Source organism: Eubacterium sp. An11, from assembly GCF_002161065.1.
Lineage (GTDB): Bacteria > Bacillota > Clostridia > Lachnospirales > Lachnospiraceae > Anaerobutyricum > Anaerobutyricum faecale.
The window spans coordinates 145506-162540 of record NZ_NFLV01000006.1; the positions used below are offsets into that span (position 1 = coordinate 145506).

At 45.5% G+C, this 17035-nt stretch carries 19 protein-coding genes; all 19 read right to left on the minus strand.

All coding sequences use genetic code 11. The annotated features are described in order from the left end of the window. Positions 1-11: 11 nt before the first annotated feature. The 19 genes from B5E53_RS07120 to B5E53_RS07215 all read right to left on the minus strand — a co-directional run bounded on the left by B5E53_RS07120 (position 12) and on the right by B5E53_RS07215 (position 17026). On the minus strand, positions 12-1007 hold the full coding sequence (locus B5E53_RS07120) for a putative phage tail protein (protein ID WP_087313549.1): 996 nt from the start codon (positions 1005-1007) through the stop codon (positions 12-14). Beyond that, positions 991-2106 (minus strand): baseplate J/gp47 family protein, encoded by a 1116-nt coding sequence (locus B5E53_RS07125; RefSeq protein ID WP_087313551.1) that lies wholly within the window; start codon positions 2104-2106, stop codon positions 991-993. Before B5E53_RS07125 ends, B5E53_RS07120 begins: the two co-directional genes overlap by 17 nt. After that, positions 2096-2539, minus strand: a complete 444-nt coding sequence (locus tag B5E53_RS07130; protein WP_087313553.1) for a DUF2634 domain-containing protein — start codon at positions 2537-2539, stop codon at positions 2096-2098. Before B5E53_RS07130 ends, B5E53_RS07125 begins: the two co-directional genes overlap by 11 nt. Before the next feature lie 4 nt (positions 2540-2543). Further along, positions 2544-2783 (minus strand): hypothetical protein, encoded by a 240-nt coding sequence (locus B5E53_RS07135; protein ID WP_087313555.1) that lies wholly within the window; start codon positions 2781-2783, stop codon positions 2544-2546. Between the two features lie 22 nt (positions 2784-2805). Continuing rightward, positions 2806-4011: a hypothetical protein gene (locus tag B5E53_RS07140; protein WP_087313557.1), complete on the minus strand. Its 1206-nt coding sequence runs from the start codon at positions 4009-4011 to the stop codon at positions 2806-2808. An 18-nt stretch (positions 4012-4029) separates the two neighbouring features. Beyond that, positions 4030-4410 carry a hypothetical protein gene (locus B5E53_RS19160; RefSeq protein ID WP_162611828.1) on the minus strand — a complete coding sequence of 127 codons (381 nt, stop codon included), beginning with the start codon at positions 4408-4410 and terminating at the stop codon, positions 4030-4032. 337 nt (positions 4411-4747) lie between these two features. After that, a complete protein-coding gene (locus tag B5E53_RS07150; RefSeq protein WP_087313560.1) occupies positions 4748-9280 on the minus strand; it encodes a phage tail tape measure protein in 4533 nt (1510 codons plus the stop codon). A gap of 213 nt (positions 9281-9493) precedes the next feature. Next, complete coding sequence (locus tag B5E53_RS07160; RefSeq protein WP_162611829.1) at positions 9494-9946, minus strand: hypothetical protein; 453 nt, start codon at positions 9944-9946, stop codon at positions 9494-9496. Positions 9947-10064: 118 nt separating this feature from the next. Next, the gene (locus tag B5E53_RS07165) at positions 10065-10505 is read right to left on the minus strand and encodes a phage tail tube protein (protein ID WP_087313566.1); all 441 of its coding nucleotides are present in this window, start codon (positions 10503-10505) and stop codon (positions 10065-10067) included. A 22-nt stretch (positions 10506-10527) separates the two neighbouring features. After that, positions 10528-11868: a phage tail sheath family protein gene (locus tag B5E53_RS07170; protein WP_087313569.1), complete on the minus strand. Its 1341-nt coding sequence runs from the start codon at positions 11866-11868 to the stop codon at positions 10528-10530. Then, positions 11869-12126 carry a hypothetical protein gene (locus B5E53_RS07175; RefSeq protein WP_087313571.1) on the minus strand — a complete coding sequence of 86 codons (258 nt, stop codon included), beginning with the start codon at positions 12124-12126 and terminating at the stop codon, positions 11869-11871. 16 nt (positions 12127-12142) lie between these two features. Further along, on the minus strand, positions 12143-12616 hold the full coding sequence (locus B5E53_RS07180; protein WP_087313573.1) for a DUF6838 family protein: 474 nt from the start codon (positions 12614-12616) through the stop codon (positions 12143-12145). 14 nt (positions 12617-12630) lie between these two features. Next, positions 12631-13116: an HK97 gp10 family phage protein gene (locus B5E53_RS07185; RefSeq protein ID WP_087313575.1), complete on the minus strand. Its 486-nt coding sequence runs from the start codon at positions 13114-13116 to the stop codon at positions 12631-12633. Then, positions 13113-13487: a DUF3599 family protein gene (locus B5E53_RS07190; protein ID WP_087313577.1), complete on the minus strand. Its 375-nt coding sequence runs from the start codon at positions 13485-13487 to the stop codon at positions 13113-13115. Before B5E53_RS07190 ends, B5E53_RS07185 begins: the two co-directional genes overlap by 4 nt. 27 nt (positions 13488-13514) lie before the next feature. Next, positions 13515-13904 carry a DUF3199 family protein gene (locus B5E53_RS07195; protein WP_162611830.1) on the minus strand — a complete coding sequence of 130 codons (390 nt, stop codon included), beginning with the start codon at positions 13902-13904 and terminating at the stop codon, positions 13515-13517. Between the two features lie 26 nt (positions 13905-13930). Next, positions 13931-14323: a hypothetical protein gene (locus B5E53_RS07200; protein WP_087313581.1), complete on the minus strand. Its 393-nt coding sequence runs from the start codon at positions 14321-14323 to the stop codon at positions 13931-13933. Between the two features lie 14 nt (positions 14324-14337). Next, positions 14338-14736, minus strand: a complete 399-nt coding sequence (locus B5E53_RS07205) for a hypothetical protein (RefSeq protein WP_087313583.1) — start codon at positions 14734-14736, stop codon at positions 14338-14340. A gap of 16 nt (positions 14737-14752) precedes the next feature. Then, positions 14753-15691: a hypothetical protein gene (locus B5E53_RS07210; protein WP_087313585.1), complete on the minus strand. Its 939-nt coding sequence runs from the start codon at positions 15689-15691 to the stop codon at positions 14753-14755. Positions 15692-15712: 21 nt separating this feature from the next. Next, positions 15713-17026, minus strand: a complete 1314-nt coding sequence (locus B5E53_RS07215) for an XkdF-like putative serine protease domain-containing protein (protein ID WP_162611831.1) — start codon at positions 17024-17026, stop codon at positions 15713-15715. Positions 17027-17035 lie beyond the last annotated feature (9 nt).

Below are 17035 nucleotides of genomic sequence, written 5' to 3' on the forward strand. Positions count from 1 at the left end.
CTCCCTCTGTTCTAAAGTCCGGAATCATCACCGCAAAGTGTAAAATCTACCTGCCAGCTTTCTGTTTTCACTTCCGGCAGCACTCCTCCTTCCGATTCATCATATCCTGTGGATGTCTTCGGCTCCGTACCCGCCTCTGCGCTACTCACCAGGTAGCTTTCGGCGCCAGGCTGAACTTCAACACCTTCATGCGCAACAGCAAGGCCGGTGCTGGTCCGTGGCTCCATCCCAGTTTCCGTGTCTTCGCCCGACGGGATATACTCCACTTTATAACCTTCTGTATCCGGCAGCACTTCAACGTCATTTTTGAGAATGGATAAAGCGGTGCTGAGAATCGGATATACCCCAGCCGGACCAGATTCACCAGCTTTGGGATACCGCGCCCTGTGTCCGGTTCCTTCGCTCTGAATCTCTATGTCTGCGGCTCTTATGGAGAGTCCGGTGCTGGTCTTTGGAAGTGTGCCTGTCAACACGAAAACCACATTCCACGGTATTTTGCTTGCCTTTATCCCCAATTTGACGCGACATGTACACATAGTCCTGTAATCAATATGGGCAGGCATACGTCGGTCAAGAATTTTTTGTAACAATGCGATAGATATTTTGCGTGTACTGCTGTTATCAAAGGCAATGCACAATCGTAAACCATCCCAGTAAACCTCTCCATCATGTCCGGTATACGTTTTTATTAACGATAAAATAACGCTCCTGCTCAGATGTCCTGTACCGGAATAATATGCGGCGACAGTTCGCCTCCTCTCATCAAGGGACATTTCCGCATCATATTCTATTCTCAGCAGCCTTTCAAACATGGCTATGGTATTTTCATCTGCCTGCATCGGAAACTGGTTCTTAATCGTCTGTTCAAGAAAATATGCCATGAGGTCCAGAGTCCATCCGGCGAACCGGTAATTTGCATCCATTTCCCTGTACTCTGTCCACCATCGCGGCCCATAGCTGACTATTTCTTCATAATTTGGCCGTACATTGTTATAAAATATTTCCATCCACAGTCACCTCTCCTATAACTGGTATCTGATAAATAGTAAAGGGGACATTTTCATCTTGGCCGTTCAGTTTGAGATTATCATAATCAATCACATCCTCCATACCATCCAATAACGCTCCGACATGGGCAATACGAACAGACATCGCATCGGAATAATCTTCCAGTGCAAGTCCAGTTATATAATTTTCAACAAGTTCTTTGAATCCCTCCTGTATTCCAGAATATGTGGCCTCTGCCTTTTTCAACACAGATACAGCTATATTAATCGTTACCGCCTCCGCAGCCACGGCGGTGAAAAACTGCCCGATATTTGCAACTCCCTCCCCCATTCCCTCACCGCCAGGGTCTACATAGTTCTGTACATCACTCACAATTTTCTCCGTGGGTACATCTCCATTGCCATCAATGATGACGGCCATTACCGTATTTGGACCGTTCCAAAGCGGAATAATCCTTGCACATCCGACTCCTTTCACAGATTCACACCACGTTTTCACCTGGCTTTTATTTCCGTTTTCGTCCGGGCCGGAAATTCTGTTAATCAGCCTTTCTCTTGCCGATTCATCATCCTCGATATCTATGGCCGGGGTTGCTAATTCCCCAAGGGTTGCGCTGACAAGTCCGGGAATATCAATATCGGGTATCACGGCAAGCCCAGGTACCAGATTATTCATCTCTGTCCCCAGGTCATCAGAAACGATCACATACTCACCGTCGAGCATATCCAGCGTAAACATATAATCTTCACAGCTCATCACCGCCCCGATATCCGGCATGGTATCACCAACAAAATCCACATAATATTTTGCCGGGGTTGCTTCGGCCGGATTGCGTGTCAGACCTCTTTCCATCAGCTTTTCATCCAGAACGTCCCCAGTGCATGTCTGTAAGGATATAATTTCTGCCACCTGTCGCAAATCGCTGAAAAACTTTGCTGTTCTTATGATGTGTCCGTCTGCTGCATCCCGGTATATACTCCCCTGCCGGGTATCGACATTAAGGTCATCGCCCATATCAATACATTCTTCAAGCAGAAATTCCTCCGTAATATCATCAAGCGACAAGTCTTCGATATTGCGAATATCGTCAGCCATCATTTATCACCCCTTCCAGGTTCACATCTCCAAATATCGTCGAAGCAAACAGTTGGATTCTCACGCTGTCCCCGTCGACAATTTCATAGTCCATATCGCTGAACCCTTGTATCATATCTTCGTTCTGAAACGTATCTTCAATCATGGCAGGTATATCAGTATCAAGATAGCTTTGTGTGAGGCTCAGATTTCCGATTTTATTGAATATATCGCATCCGTACTGGTCGTCATAAATGATATGTGCAAACCTCCGCGTCTGCAATGCCTTGAATATCGCCTGTACAGCGGCATCTATCCCATCTACCATGCCGATAATCCGTTTATTTTTAAAATCCATCCGGTAAGTCCGATATATGATTTCTTCTTCGATTTCATCGCTGTCCCCGTCTTCATCTTCGGTTTCTTCCAAATCCATAAATAATTCATCTTCGTCCATGCACTCACACCCTATCTAATACATAATAAATTTTCCCTTTGTTCATGGAAAGCAGATACAGCTCTTCTCCTTCTTTCAGCGGCTGCTTTCCGGACGGAATCACAAGTGATGATTCTGATATATTGATTTTGGCATCATCTTCCAGTGTAATACGCAATGGCTCCGCACTGGTAACGATTCCAATGTCGAGTCCTGGCATTTCTATCTGTACACATTTCTGAATCAATTCTTTTATGCTCCCCATAATTACCGCCTCCTCCAGAATCTTAACTGAATGTATCCTCATCAACCCACCCGTATACGCGGGAACTACTATCCGTATGAATAAGATGATACGGATGTTTTGCATTTTTGCTGATTTTCGTAATCTTTGCTTTTCCGGCAGCACATTTCGACCCGGCCGGATTTTTGGCATCACTGCTGGAGTAATGATATCCACCCTTAAAGCGAACAATATCTCCCACTTTATAATCTTTAGATTTACCGGAAGATGATCCGGAATTTTCCTTTACTTCCACAGCATCGTAACTTAACGTCAAAGACATTGTATGTTTGCCGCCTTCAAAGGTATGGGTATCCTCATCTATGTACATCATTCGGCTGATATTTAACTCCGGTATCTTCACATACGCACACGCCCCAGAGACGCATGATATATCTCCAATAGCAGTAATTTTGAGGGTTTTTGACACTTTCCCTTTCTCTTCTTTGAAAACGCTGATTCTCTCTTTGATTTCACTTTTCTTGATATCATCGTCCACGGTCTCCACTTCCTGAAAGCGTCCTATCTTCTTTTCCAGTGATGATTTAACTACGCTCCCTTTCTTTTTGCCTTTGGATGTGGTCAGTTTCAAACGTGTTCTGGTATCATAAATCGACCGGCTGAAATCATATGATATAATGTTTGTCTCCTGAGACAATATCGGCATGGTTTTCTTGGCCTGCCGTTTCTTGAGGTAAATTTTGCCCTTCTTTGCATACACATAATATCTGACTCCAGTCGCTTTGTATGTCTGACTGAGGGCATCTTCGATCACGTCCCAGTATGTTGTCCCCTTTTTGACCAGCTCTGAAATACTATGTCCGGTTTTCACGGATCCGCCTACGCTAAGGCCCAGCTTTTTTACGCAGTCTTTAAAAATATATTGTGCTGTCTTATTTTTGTAGGAAAAACTGTCTTTATTATTGCAAAGCCGCACACAATCATCATACGCTTTTAAGGCCAATGCCTTTTTATTACTTCTTCCATCCGTCATCAACAGCCCCCGAAAAATCTCCTTGCCATCCAAATACAAATAGCAATCAAGACCTTTTCGGCTGTTAACATATGAGGTATCCACCACATCTGCAATCTGTACATCTATCGTCCGGGGCGCCGCCCCTTTTCTTCCGCTAAATGTTACCTTGGTAATTAACCGAGAGTAATTATAAAGCGTGTCATCTCGCCCAATTTCCAATTTCAATTTATTCATGGCCATTCCTCCAAAAGTCTACGGTATGATAATTTGTGTCCCCGCGAAAATGAGATTCCCGTTTTTGCTGTTTGCATATCCGTGCTTCTTAGCTTCTTTATCGAGTTCGCTTTTATTTTTATTAAGGATTTTGGTATACTCTGCGCCGTTTCCATACATCATTTTTGCGATAGTGTAGAGACAGTCATTCGATTTTGTAACATAGCATTTAATTTTTGATTTATTATTCCCCCTTTTCCCACTGGATGTTTTTTTCTTTTTGGTCTTTCCTTTTTTATTTTTTACTTTATATTTTTCCACCACGGGTACCCGATGTTCCTTCAATTCAACGGTGTAGGTTATTGTCCCGACATCTCCGCCCTCTTCTTCACCAGAATATGACGTTATATCTGCGTACATATTGATAGCAAACGGGGAACCTTCCAGAACAAAATGACACGGGTTCGCTGCGTTTTCCAGGGAAATCATCCAATTATGCCAATCTGCCGGACTGCGAAAATCTTTTTGCAGGCAGGCACAGTAACTTGCTCCCCACGCTGCCGGAAAAAATGATGAAAACGAGATGGTAATCGCATCCCGTTTTCCTTTGCATAAAACTTCTCCAAATTTTTCAATATCAATGGATGTGGTCTGGCCCTTTGCAGATACTTTAATCTTTTCTGGAAGCACAGGAATTACATATACCTTCTGGTCATTATCATAATTAAAATACATCCTATATTTTGCGCTAACCTGATTAGTACTCATATACTCCGTCCCCTTCCATCAAAATATCCTGCTCTACAATATCCGAGATGATATCCCGCGCTTTTTCCATCAGGATTGCCACAACATCATCTTTCGACATTCCGCCGCTTACCCGCAAATTACCGCTTCCATTAATGTTGATGTTAATATCTCTGCTGGTGCTTTTTTCACCGTCGCCTGAGCCTGTACCGGACTCATGCGGCATGTTTGGCATAGTGGTTATCGGAGCATCTCCTCCGATCATCCCAAGATGCTCTCCGGCTTGCGCCCAAAGACTCATAGCATTGTCAGAACCATCCAAAGGAATAATCGCTTCTGGTCCGGCCTCAGCCACCAAACCGTAGTGAGGCTCATCGAATATACCACCGCTGGCATGGGCGGTCACTGTTGCCGTTCCTGTTCCTCCACCCGAAAACGTAATGGTCTTCGTTGGGTTTGCAATGCTATAATTTACATGAATCCTTGCATTTGTGGTTGTCGTAAAAGTCTTTGCGAATGCCGCCGACAATGCGGACTGAAATTTTGACGCAAAGCTACTGGCAGTCGGGGTAAAATTATCTGTACCCATTTGAGAATTTACATTTACTGTGGCAGTGGTCTCATATGTCTGGCTTTCCGCCGACTGAGATGTCCCATCTGAAATAACATTTTCAGTAACGTATACATCCTGTTCCGCTGTTTTTGACGGAAGTTTCTCACTCTCCTCTCCGAGCTGTGACGTGTCTTTTTCTCCCACTTTATATTCTTGCGTGACATCTACATCTTGTGTGGTTTGTATGTCCTGGCCAGTCTGTTCCTGTGCCATTGCTTCGGCCTCCTGGCCAACCTGGGATGCCCCGGATGCATCTACTTCCCCGGCCTCTGTTTTTGCATCAACTTTGGCACTGGTTTCCACATTCACTCCGTATTGGTTCAAATATGACTGCACTTCTTCTTCTGTCATTCCGGTTAACTCAGCTACCTGGCCGGCATCTAAATCCAATCCGGAAAGTGCTACTGATAAACCTTCCATCTCAACCGGTTCCGAAGTCGTTTCCATTGTGGCAATGTCTAACGCATTTCTCAATTCCTCCGGGGCATTCTGCGTTCCGTCCTGGATCGCCTGTATCAATGCGTTATTGGCCGGGTCTGCCACCATTTGGCTAGCATACATCTGCCATGCTGCATCGGCGTCTCCGGCTGCCGCCCCAAGTTTCATGGCCTCATTAAAAGAATCCATAAACTCTTGCGGCACTGCTTGTCCGGCTTTTTTGTATTCCTCCATTATGCCGGACATCGCTTCAACATCAGGCTGCATATTACTGTAAATATCAGATAATGCTTTCTGGTCACTGGAACTGAACATCCCTGAATAACTTTCTGCAATATTCCCGGCATACTCTAACTGCCGCGCCGTCTGCATAGTATCCCCAGATGCAAAAGTTTCTCGGATATCAGGCATAGCAGCCGCTATATCTGTCTTTGTGTCAAAATAGTTTCTGTCCAGTACATCTCCGTAAGTATCCTGAAGTGTATCTCTTTCAAAATCCACACTATTCTGGATAGTATCCGCTTCCATATTTCTGGCGGCCTCAGCCACCAGACCTTTATACCGGTCCCCTTCCGTCTCTGACAGTCTGCCTTTATTCACCTGGCTGTTGATGACCCCGTATGCTTCCGTCGACGCCTCATCCACGGCTTTCATGGCCTCTTCACGTTGTTTTCCAAGCTCATCTATCAAATCTGTGAATGTATCAGACGTCAAATCTTCACCACTCATACTTCCGTACTTTTGAGCCATAAGGTCCATGGACGCCTCTGTGTCCGCCTCTTTCCAACTACTGAGGATATTATTCATTTTTGTCTGAAGAATGGATATTGCCGCCTGCTCGTTTGCATCGAGAACTCCGTCTGTCATAGCTTTCTCTACTGCGGTAGACAATTGCTCGGAGAGCGCATTCATCTCAAGCTGGTCCTCCCCGGCCCACTGCTCTAACTGCTCCGTAAATAATTGCCCTTCGTTTGTACCGCCGAGCATTGTCTGTACGGTAATCGTAGCGGCATAGGTGCGGCTTTCCAGCTCTGACACACTGCTCTCGATATAGGTGTTTATATTATCCACATAATCATTGACATCGCCCTCGTCCCATTCGGCGCCGATACTGGCCTTCCACTCCAACGCATCATTGGCGGCAAGGGCTTCCTCTGCCTGCGCCGCAAGTTCATCGGCATTTTCAAATTCATTTAACGCCCCATTAACATTGACCAGATAATCTGCGTTGAGTATATGACTCGCTGCCTGCTCTATCTGTTCCGATGTCAGCTCGAGGTCTCCAAACCGTTCTCCCAAACTTCCTTTGATCTGTTTTTTATTATACTGGTCAATCGCCACGGCTACTCCGGCAACAGCCGCCGCAATGCCTCCAACAACAAGACCTATTTGCCCGGCTACCGGAATCATTGATAAAAGGCTGCTAAAAAAGGCTCCGACTGTTGGGGCTGCTTTTGCCGCAGTCCCTATTTCCCGTATCCCGGACGCTATCGGCTTCAATGTTTTTGCAAGGCTTCCGGCGCCACTTATCAGCGTGGTTCCGCCTTTGGCAATCAGCCCTGTACTCAGCCACGAGGTCAACCCTGCTTCTTGCCCGCCAGGAAGTATTTTTACCGATTCCGAAAACAAAGTTGCCAAACCGTCAGAAATCATGCTCTTTCCAGTGGTCCCGGCCCATTCCTTGAATGGCTCAGCTATGATTTTATCCCATGCAATATTCACTTTTCCAATCAGGTCTGCGCTTTGCCATTCTTCCGAATCCATCATCTCAGTGATGTTGTTTTTGAGACCTCCATACGCTTTGTCCAGTGTATCAAATACATCCAGGCCCATACGTTCAATAGCAGGCATGGCATTCGCCAGGGCATTTGCTCCATCCGTAATGTATGGCTCCATACGTTCTCCCCAGCTAAGCTCTACCGTCTCTATTGCACCACCTAGCTGTTCCAGTGTGCCGGCCATATTATCTTGCATGGTTTCCGCCATTCGGTCGGCGGCGCCAGTTGAATTATCAATCTGTTCTTGTAATGACCGATAATCCTCTTCGGATGTATTGATAATTGACAACATTCCAGCCATGGCCTCTTTGCCAAATAGCATGGACGCTGCTGCTGTCTGCTCCGATTCGCTGAGACCTCCCATTCCTTCGCGGAGATTGTCCAAAACCTCACTGAGAGATTTCATATTTCCTTCATTATCCGTCAGACTGATTCCGTATTTGTCCATGACCTGTCTCATTTTATCGGTAGGGGCCGCAAGATTGGCCAGGGAACTTTTTAATGATGTGCCGGCCATGCTACCCTTAATACCGTTATTACTCATCAGCCCTAACGCTGTTGATACATCCTCAATGGCGTATCCCATTGCTCCGGCGACAGGAGCTACATACTTAAACGCCTCACCTAACTGAGCGACGTCTGTGTTGGTTGCCGATGATGCCACCGCCAGCACATCAGCAAATCTTGATGTATCGCTCGCTGTCAGCCCAAACGATGTAAGGGCATTTGCCACAATATCCGTGGCATCAGCAAGTGCAATACCGTCACTGGCCGCCAGGCTCATAATACCGCCGATACCATCAATCATGGACTGTGTATCCCATCCGGCCTGTGCCATGTATGTAAAGGCTTCTGCCGATTCTGTGCCGGAATATTTTGTGACGGCTCCCATCTCTTTCGCTTTTTCCGTGAGAGCATCCATTTCAGATCCACTCGCATTTGCCAGCGCCTGCACTCTGGACATCGTGGATTCAAAATCAGCATATGTATCTTTAATATCGTTGACTCCTACTCCCACGCCAAGCATGGTTCCGGCCTGTGCTATTGGATTCCGTGCAAGGTTCACGAGAGAAGTCATAGGGGCTGTTACTCCGTCTACAATACTTACTGTCGCTTCCCAAACGCTGCCGTCCCATTCTGTGGCTTTATCCTTTACGCTGTCAAGAATAGGACTGGCGTTATCCTCGGCTCCGATTTGCGGAGATGCGGATATCCCATCAAGACCAGATATTTTATCTCTGACGCCATCTATAAGTGTGCTGGCGCTATCATCTACACCAAGTTCAGGGGATCCGGATTGTCCATCTAAATCAGACACTTTATCCTTTACTCCATCTATGATTGGACTGGCTCCATCATCGGCAGCAACACCTACGTCTACGCTTGTCCCGTCAAGTGCGGCGGCCCGATTTTCAATATCATCCAGCGCCGATGCTGCAGCGCTATTGACTTCAACTCCGATTTTTGCGTTTCCGGACGTTTTGAGTGCATCGTCAATAGCATTCCCAAGGCCTTCAACCTCTTTTCCGGCCTGCGATACAACTTTCCCAACTTTACTTGAAAAAGAATCAAGAGATGAGGTCTTAAAAGCTTTATCAATTTCTTTTCCTGCCGCGCTGATTTGTTGCGTTGCGGCCTTGGTGGCAGATGCCGCTTTTTTCATTTTCTGACTGACATCTTCTGTAAGTTTCAGCCGTACATTAATACCGCTCAATTTCCTCTCACCTCTTTGTCTTGATATATACTTTCGCCAATCTATCCATGGAATTAACCGGCGCTTCCTTCGCGAGTTGTTCGGACGCTATATATGCCAATTGGACGTTCCGTGGCATTTCCGTAAAATCTTCCATGCGCAGCCCTCTATTCTGCCACAGTATATGCGCCCACATCCATTCGCCCGCCTCGTCAAGCTCACTGTCACCGGACATCAGTTTTTTAACTCTTCAATGACCTCGTTCTCATCTTCCTGCTCTTTAAGGCCGCAAGCAGCCATAACACAATCATCCGCATAGATGAAATCTTCTTTGTCTGAAAAAATGATTTGCGGCATATCCAGGCGGTCTACGACTCCGTAATATTCCATCAGTTCAGGGTCATCCAATTTCGGCTGCACAAATGCCTCTACCATAATTGCCAGTCCGGCAGAATCAGCATCATAATCCTCGATGACCGCAACCTGCCCATTGGCTCCAATAACAGGTCTGTCTCTGTTTCTTTTATCCCGATAAACTTTCTTTGTTCTGTACATATCTCTAATGTCTTTTATTTCTTTTCTGGATAACCGTTTAAGGATAAATGGGATTGGCTTTCCCTTTTCGTCCTTAAATTTGTCAATTCCAGGGAACTCAATTGTTCCACGGTTTTTCAATTCTTCCTTCATAAACGCTTTCATATTCATCTTTTTGGTCCTCCTGCACAAAAAAGGTGCATCACATGCAGGATTCGACCTTTCATGCAATACACCTCTCGTATCAATAAATCATCTATTTTCAGTTTTTTTATGCAATCCGCTTTGCTCCGAATGTAATTTCTTCTTTAACCACATCACCCTCTGTGTCCATATCAATCAGATTGATATCTCCTGTTGGTACGCATCCAACACAGGTGACCTTCTCACTTTTATTGGTTGCGTAGAAATCGGAATTCTTATCGTCCTGAATTCCCTGAATCGTCATTTCCGGAGTTGTGCCATCCTTCAAATATTTGTCAATCATCGTGCGGTACATTCTATTTGTTTTCCATTGTGAAACCTGCACCTCGATATCATATCCAATCCATCTCCGATTTGTCCCGCGTTCTGAAAGCTGTTTTCCGGACCACACGTCCGGCTTGAACACGACTTTGAACTTGCAGGAATCCGCCACGAGAACGCCGTCAATATAGACCTTCCCTTCCCGGGCAGAAAGCGGGCTGCTGTTTACCCTTGTTCCGTTCGGCATATCTTATCTCTCCTTTCTGCCGTTACCGTGCAATCACATCAAAATAATACTTGTCCGCACTGTCCACGGCCTGTAATCCAACCGTAATGTATACGCTGTCTCCAATGGATTTTCCCTGGTCAATGAGGAAATCAGAATCCAGCTCAACATTGGTAATTGCGCCATCATCTTCATAATTCTGGAGCATGCTCCGGCCGAGGCCTTCCATAACTCCCCATCCGTCCTCATCGTTATCGAATTTTCCTGGTACAAAGGTGATGAGCAGATCATTGGCAAAGGTATCGTACACCCTAAGAGGCCGGTTTTTGCAGATATCCTGTGGAGTTTCACTATCAATGCTTACCCGGCTGTTGATATCATATTCAAGAATTACATTTCCAGATTCATCTACACTGAAAAATGTTTTACCAGCCTGGATTGCCGCAATGGACGCCTCATTGTTCATCTCCCCGACAACACCGGTCGCATTTGTTACCACGGTATATGTGAGGGATGTAACATAATCGGCCCCGGCGGTCATTCCTGCCAGCCAAGCACAAGCCTCTGAGATTGTTAAGTCTTTTCCTCCATAAGAAAACGAATTTACCAAATTAATAATGCCCTCATAATCGGCAGCATAATTCGGCGCCACAGCCTGACATTTCCATCCGATACTCTCCCGGATGTATTTAATTTTAGTGAGGAGCGCTGTTTGCAAAGATGTTTCTGTGGACGGGAAGCACATGCAATTAAATCTGATTTTCTCAGACTTATCCAAGAAATCAGACAATCCTGAATTTCCCGATACCGTATCATCACCATCTTCCAGTGAGGCGGATGCAAACGCCGCCATGGTTCCGGTTCCTGAGAAATCCACATATTCTGATTTCCCTGCAAGCTCTCCAATTGTTGTTATTCCCTCAAACAGTTCCACCTCAGAGCCATCCAAAATGACAGATACATCAAACCCGTCCACCGGATTTGCCACCGAAACAATTTTTATTTTATTCCCAAGGGAGCCTTTATATTTTGCAGTCACGTTCATGGATCCGGAACCAACTGTAATATCTGCCGATGCCGCGGTTCCTCCATCCGGGATATAAACGTATACCGTGGTGGCACCGATGAGCATAAGCTGTATCATTAACATAGCTGAATTTGTGTCATCATAAATACTGCGGCCAAACTCCGCCTGGTGCTCATCTGGAGAGTCAACGGATACCACAATCCATTTTCCTCTCGGTCCCCAGTCATAGTCAATCAGCGGGATAATCGCCGTACCTCTTGTGGACGACGCCGCCGTCGGCTGTCTTCCATTTTTTACATTCACATATGTGCCAGGCCGTACTTTTGACTGTGATAACTTAAACGTGCCTCCTGCCATTTATTTTTTCCCTCCTTTTCCGTAAAGCCATTCGTCAATAATGCGTCTGGCCTCTGTGATTGTATATTCCTTTTCATCGTGTCCATACATAGCTCCATCAAATGTACTTTGGGACACATCAAACAGGATTATACTTTTTTCTCTGAGCTTACTCTTTGTGTATTTCTGCTCTTTTACCTCTGCTTTTTCCGTATTCTGGTTTGATACTATGTCAGCCGCAGTATTCGGAGCAGATTCTGTTGTTGATTTCCTTGCCATCCCTTCTTTTCTCCTCCTAACTATTCGTTACATTTCTAATCTTGTTCCATGCAGTATGTAAGGTCTGTATTTTTGTTTTCTGGTATTCAGGATGGAAATATACATCAATTGAAAATGATAATTGATTAATACCCTCATCGATTCTTCTGGTATCAGGTTTATTAACTCTGATATATCTCTCCGTGTTTTTTCCGTCCGCAGCATATACTGGCATCTCGCAATTATCCAACATAATTTTGTCTCGCATTTCCGCCGCATTTGCATATGCGCTCCAGTCATCGGATGCCATAAACCATACGTTCATTGTGATTGTTGTGCAATATGACCGAAGCGTCGCTTTCCTTCCGGAAGTTGTCGGAACCTGAAAATATATGGAAGGAACGTAAAAATCTTCTGGTATTTCATCAAAATACAACTTCGTGTTTGTTTCTGAATTATCCTGTATATACCGTACAGCCGCCGCAAGGCTCTGCTCTAATGTGATTTCCATACATCTCTGCCCTCCTATGGAAAATATCGCCGGAAGAACTGCTCAAACGCCTTGTCCGCCATATCCGGAAACATTCTTTCAAGCACCTGCACAGATTTGTCAAAATAATGAGAACCTGCTACGAATGATGCTTTCAGCACCATGCCGCTTTTTGCCCCAGGACTGTATCGAAAGTGGTTTCCCTCCCAAAATCCAGGAATAAATCTCCCTGGTTTCTGCCTATGTCCGTCATTTACCCATTTTGCATACTTTACATTTGTTCCTATCGTCAGGGTAAGCCCGCCAAGGTTCAGCTCCCATATATTCCCGGACGCTCCTTTCGTGAACAAAGCAAGTAACTTTCCCGTGTCCACATTGCCGAGGCTCTCAATGTATGACTGAACAATATCGAGAAATTCCTCCCCGGCCTCTTCCAAAATCTTTCCGGCATACGGCTTCAAATCTGCCGCAGCCGCTTCACAGTTCTTTGCAAAATTCTCCAGTTCGCTGACGTCTATCATATTGCCGATTTCACCCCTTCCTGCCGCCTTATGTTCACAATGATGTGATGTCCTCCATACACTTCTTTGGGAACATCTGCCCGGTATTTCAGACCGTTTCTGCAATCTTCCACAATGTCATTCATACGGATGTCCGTGCCAATGGGGAGAGACAATTTCGATTGCCCCTCCACACTGCTGTATGGCTCGTTCTGCACGACCGCCAATGTGCCGGCAGTGCTCTTGATGTGGAAATGGCATTTCACCCCGGCCTCATCCGGTTCTCTGTGTGCTGTTTTAACGTCTGACGCATGAATGCCATATCCCACGCTTACAGCCTCGTCATCCAGATGGTAAATATTGCAGGTATGGTTCATGAAATCATCGAACACGCTTACACCTCCATTTCCATTCGCCGTTCAGAGGCTTCGGAGGACCATCTTCACTTTGCCGATGCCCTTCTCCACCACATAGTCTGACAGTAATTCATCCAGATCAAGACTGTCCAGATCAATGACTGAGGACTCCACCGTATAAGAATAATCATCAAAGGTCTCACTCTTGATTTTCTTCTTTGCGGCCTCAATATCGTTTTTGGCATATGCCTCCGCCACAAGGATTGTGGCAATCTTTACAGGCTCCGGCAGCTCCTCATAATCCTCAAATTTATTATTGGTGAGATGAATGATTTTCAATTCCGCCCTGGAAATATCAAAGGCCAACTTTTCGTCTGGCCTCTCTGATACGTCCTTATGACTGGTGTAATTCTTTACATCTTCCGGGGCGATCCACGGTCTTGTAACTGCCACGATTATTTTCCTCCATGATTCTTGTTCTATTCCGGAATGCGTACCACTCCAAGATAAATATTTGCTTCTCCTGCCGTTGCGGCAGTTCCCGTGGAGGTGTATTTTGCTTTTACTTTTATCGGCGCACCTTTACGGATTTCAAAAATGTTCTTCATATATGTTCCTGCCGTCCCCTCCGTGACGTCATCGGCGCCCAGCAAATCATCCACCGAGTCATTTGTTCCTACCGTAAGCACATTTGTCGTGGCTGCATTGAAGGCTTTTCCTACCACTGCCACAGCTTTTGTAATTATCATGTTTGCCGGAAGTTCAATCAGTTCCACTCCGTTTGCGATATCCTTTGTGTCAAAAGATACCTTCCCGGCATGGAGTAACTGCTCTACTCCGCATACGCCTAAGTCCATTGGTTTAAGATTCATGCTGTTTTTACCTCCTATTCCCTGATAGCCGCCCTCGCTTCATCGGCGCGCGCAATTGCGTCAATTACTCTCTGGAAAATATCATCTTTTGTTTTACATCCAGTGATGTCTATACCCTTTTTATCTGCATATTCTGCCAGTTCAGCCTTTGTCATGCCCTGAAGTTCCATGATAATAGGTTTCTCCTGCGGTTCATCTTCTGCCTCATCAGAAAATAACTCTGTACTCTCCATATCATCAGGGTTTTTCTGCTCGACTTCCTGTTCTGCCTCTTCTCCCACCAGCGTGAAAAATCCTGTTTTTACAAGTCTGTCTGCCTTCTCTTTCTCCGGGACGAACACATCAGGTTCCTTCTCGGAAGCCTTGACAATTCCCCAATATGATTTCCCTTTTATCAATCTTAAATGATACATTGTCTTCACCCCCCTATTAATCCATTTTAAAATCTGGAAGCCCGGTGATAATTGCAGTAGCATCCAGCTCTTCTACCAGGGCATCAAAATCAAAGTGGATTACATAGAATCGTTTATCCTGCATGATAGCATCCTTGGATGTTGCATCTTTGCGGATTTTCACAGCGTATGTATTCACATTGATGATGTTCAGCGGCTCACAGAGAATAATCACGTCATTGGACAGCCCAGGAACCTGCATGGATGGAATAGCAACAGGAGATTTATACAGTTCTTCCGGCACTACACCGCCGTTATTAATCACCTTATTCAGCAGGAATAATTCCCACTGCTGTGCTCTGGTCGGACTCATAAGCCAGCGGAGACGCCCATTGTTGAAACGGTTCGGGATAGCGGCCACTGCTTTATAGAACATTTCCATGTCCATGTCATCGGCGCCGTCCACATCAACAATATGTCCTCCATTTGTGATAATCTTCTTGATGCCATCATTGAGCTTCAGGAAATCATAATCCGGATCCGTGTTCGGGGTGTCTTCATCACCATTGATGAGAAGATCCTCTGTATCAACACCCGTCTGCTTTGTCATAAGATCTGTAACTACCTTTTCAAAATTCTCACCCTCAATATTCTGACGGATGGTCTCTTCTGTGATCTCCCACGGAAGTCTCACTGCCTTTGTCTCGTAATGGATAGAGCCGAACTCCGGCTTTGCTCTGTACCCATCATCCACGTTTTCCACCTTTGCACGAAGCTTTCTTCTTCCGATTCCGATTTTATCAATCTCCCCGGACTTCTCTGTCCTCATCACATGGCGGATAGCCTGCATCAGCGGCGTTGCATCAAACGTCTGCTGTAAAAATCTCTTTGCCTGGTACGGCTGTAACAGACCACTGGTAACAACGGATGTCTCAATGGTGCCTGCTTTATTTACGATCTGTCTATTCGTGTTCATTCTCTTCTACCTCCCTGTATCTTAGATAAAGCCGTGAAGATAATGCTCTTCCTCAGAGCCTTTCTGCACAGTGTCATTCATGTTTGTAGGAAGTCCGGCGCTTTTCAGCACAGGCTCCATCGCTTTCGCAACGGAATCTTCGATCATTCTACCCACAGCTTCCATAGTCAGAGACTCCTCTTCCGGCTCCATCTGCTTCTTGATAGCATCCTGCACCATCTTCTCGATGGCTTTCACTGTAATCCCCTCTGAGGCTTCATTACCGCCCCGTGCATCGTTTTTAGCAACGCCGTCTTTCTCCTCTTCCTCTTTTTTATTAGAACCACCTGTGGACGTATTCTGCACTCCACCCTTCATGGCCTTTTCGATTGCGTCCTGCACAATCTTTTCTACTTCGCTTTTATTCACTTCCTCTTCCTCCTCTTCATCATTGAATCTGGAAAGGAATTCACCGAGGTTCTCATGGATTGCCTCCAGTGTTTCCTTGTTTTTCGTGCTCATCTTCTTCCCGGCCTTTTCAATGGATTTAAAAACACCATCATCGCTGGTGAGCAAATCTGTGATGATAGAATTGAAATCCTCCAATGCCTCACGGATTTTGGTTTCATCGTGTATCGGCTCAAATCTGCCGGTTTCCGGGTTGTATGTTTCCAGCAAGTAATCAGACAGAGAATAATAAGCCGTCCAGAAATTATCTCTCACGATTCTTTGTTTATAATTTTCTTTGACAGCACCCTTTTCCACTACGTCCATACCAAACATGGATGCAAGTGCTTTCAGAATCCCCTTTTTGCCTCCTGCTTTCTCAACAGGGTTGTCAGGATCTGAAATATCCACATCCACATTGCTGTATGAACCTGTCCCTCCCATAGAGAGTCCTGTGATTTCACCTTTTTCGATTTTATCCCACACATCATTGTTAGAGACTTCCATCGTCATGAGCCAGGTCCCCTTTTTAATCGACTGGCCTTCAATCTCCATATCGCATTTCGCAACATAAGATTCTACAACCTCCACACCATCTGCCTTTTCAAAGCAGTGCTGGATGTCGGCATCTCCGGCATTTTTCATAAACCAATGTGCGGCCTTTGTTATCTCATCTTCCGTCATATAATTTCCGTCAGTATCTTCTGTCATCGGTTCATATACGACTCCAGTGACATAATGCTTTTCAGCATCGGTCTTGAGTATCCGGCCAAATGTCTGGAACTCAGCTTTGTTTCCTGCCGATTTTGTAATCAGGAACTCACGCCTGTTCGCAGCCTTATCAACCAGGGAGACAAACGCAATTTTCGCATCACTGATTGCATAAGATTTTGATATTTTATTCGGCAACACTCTCAC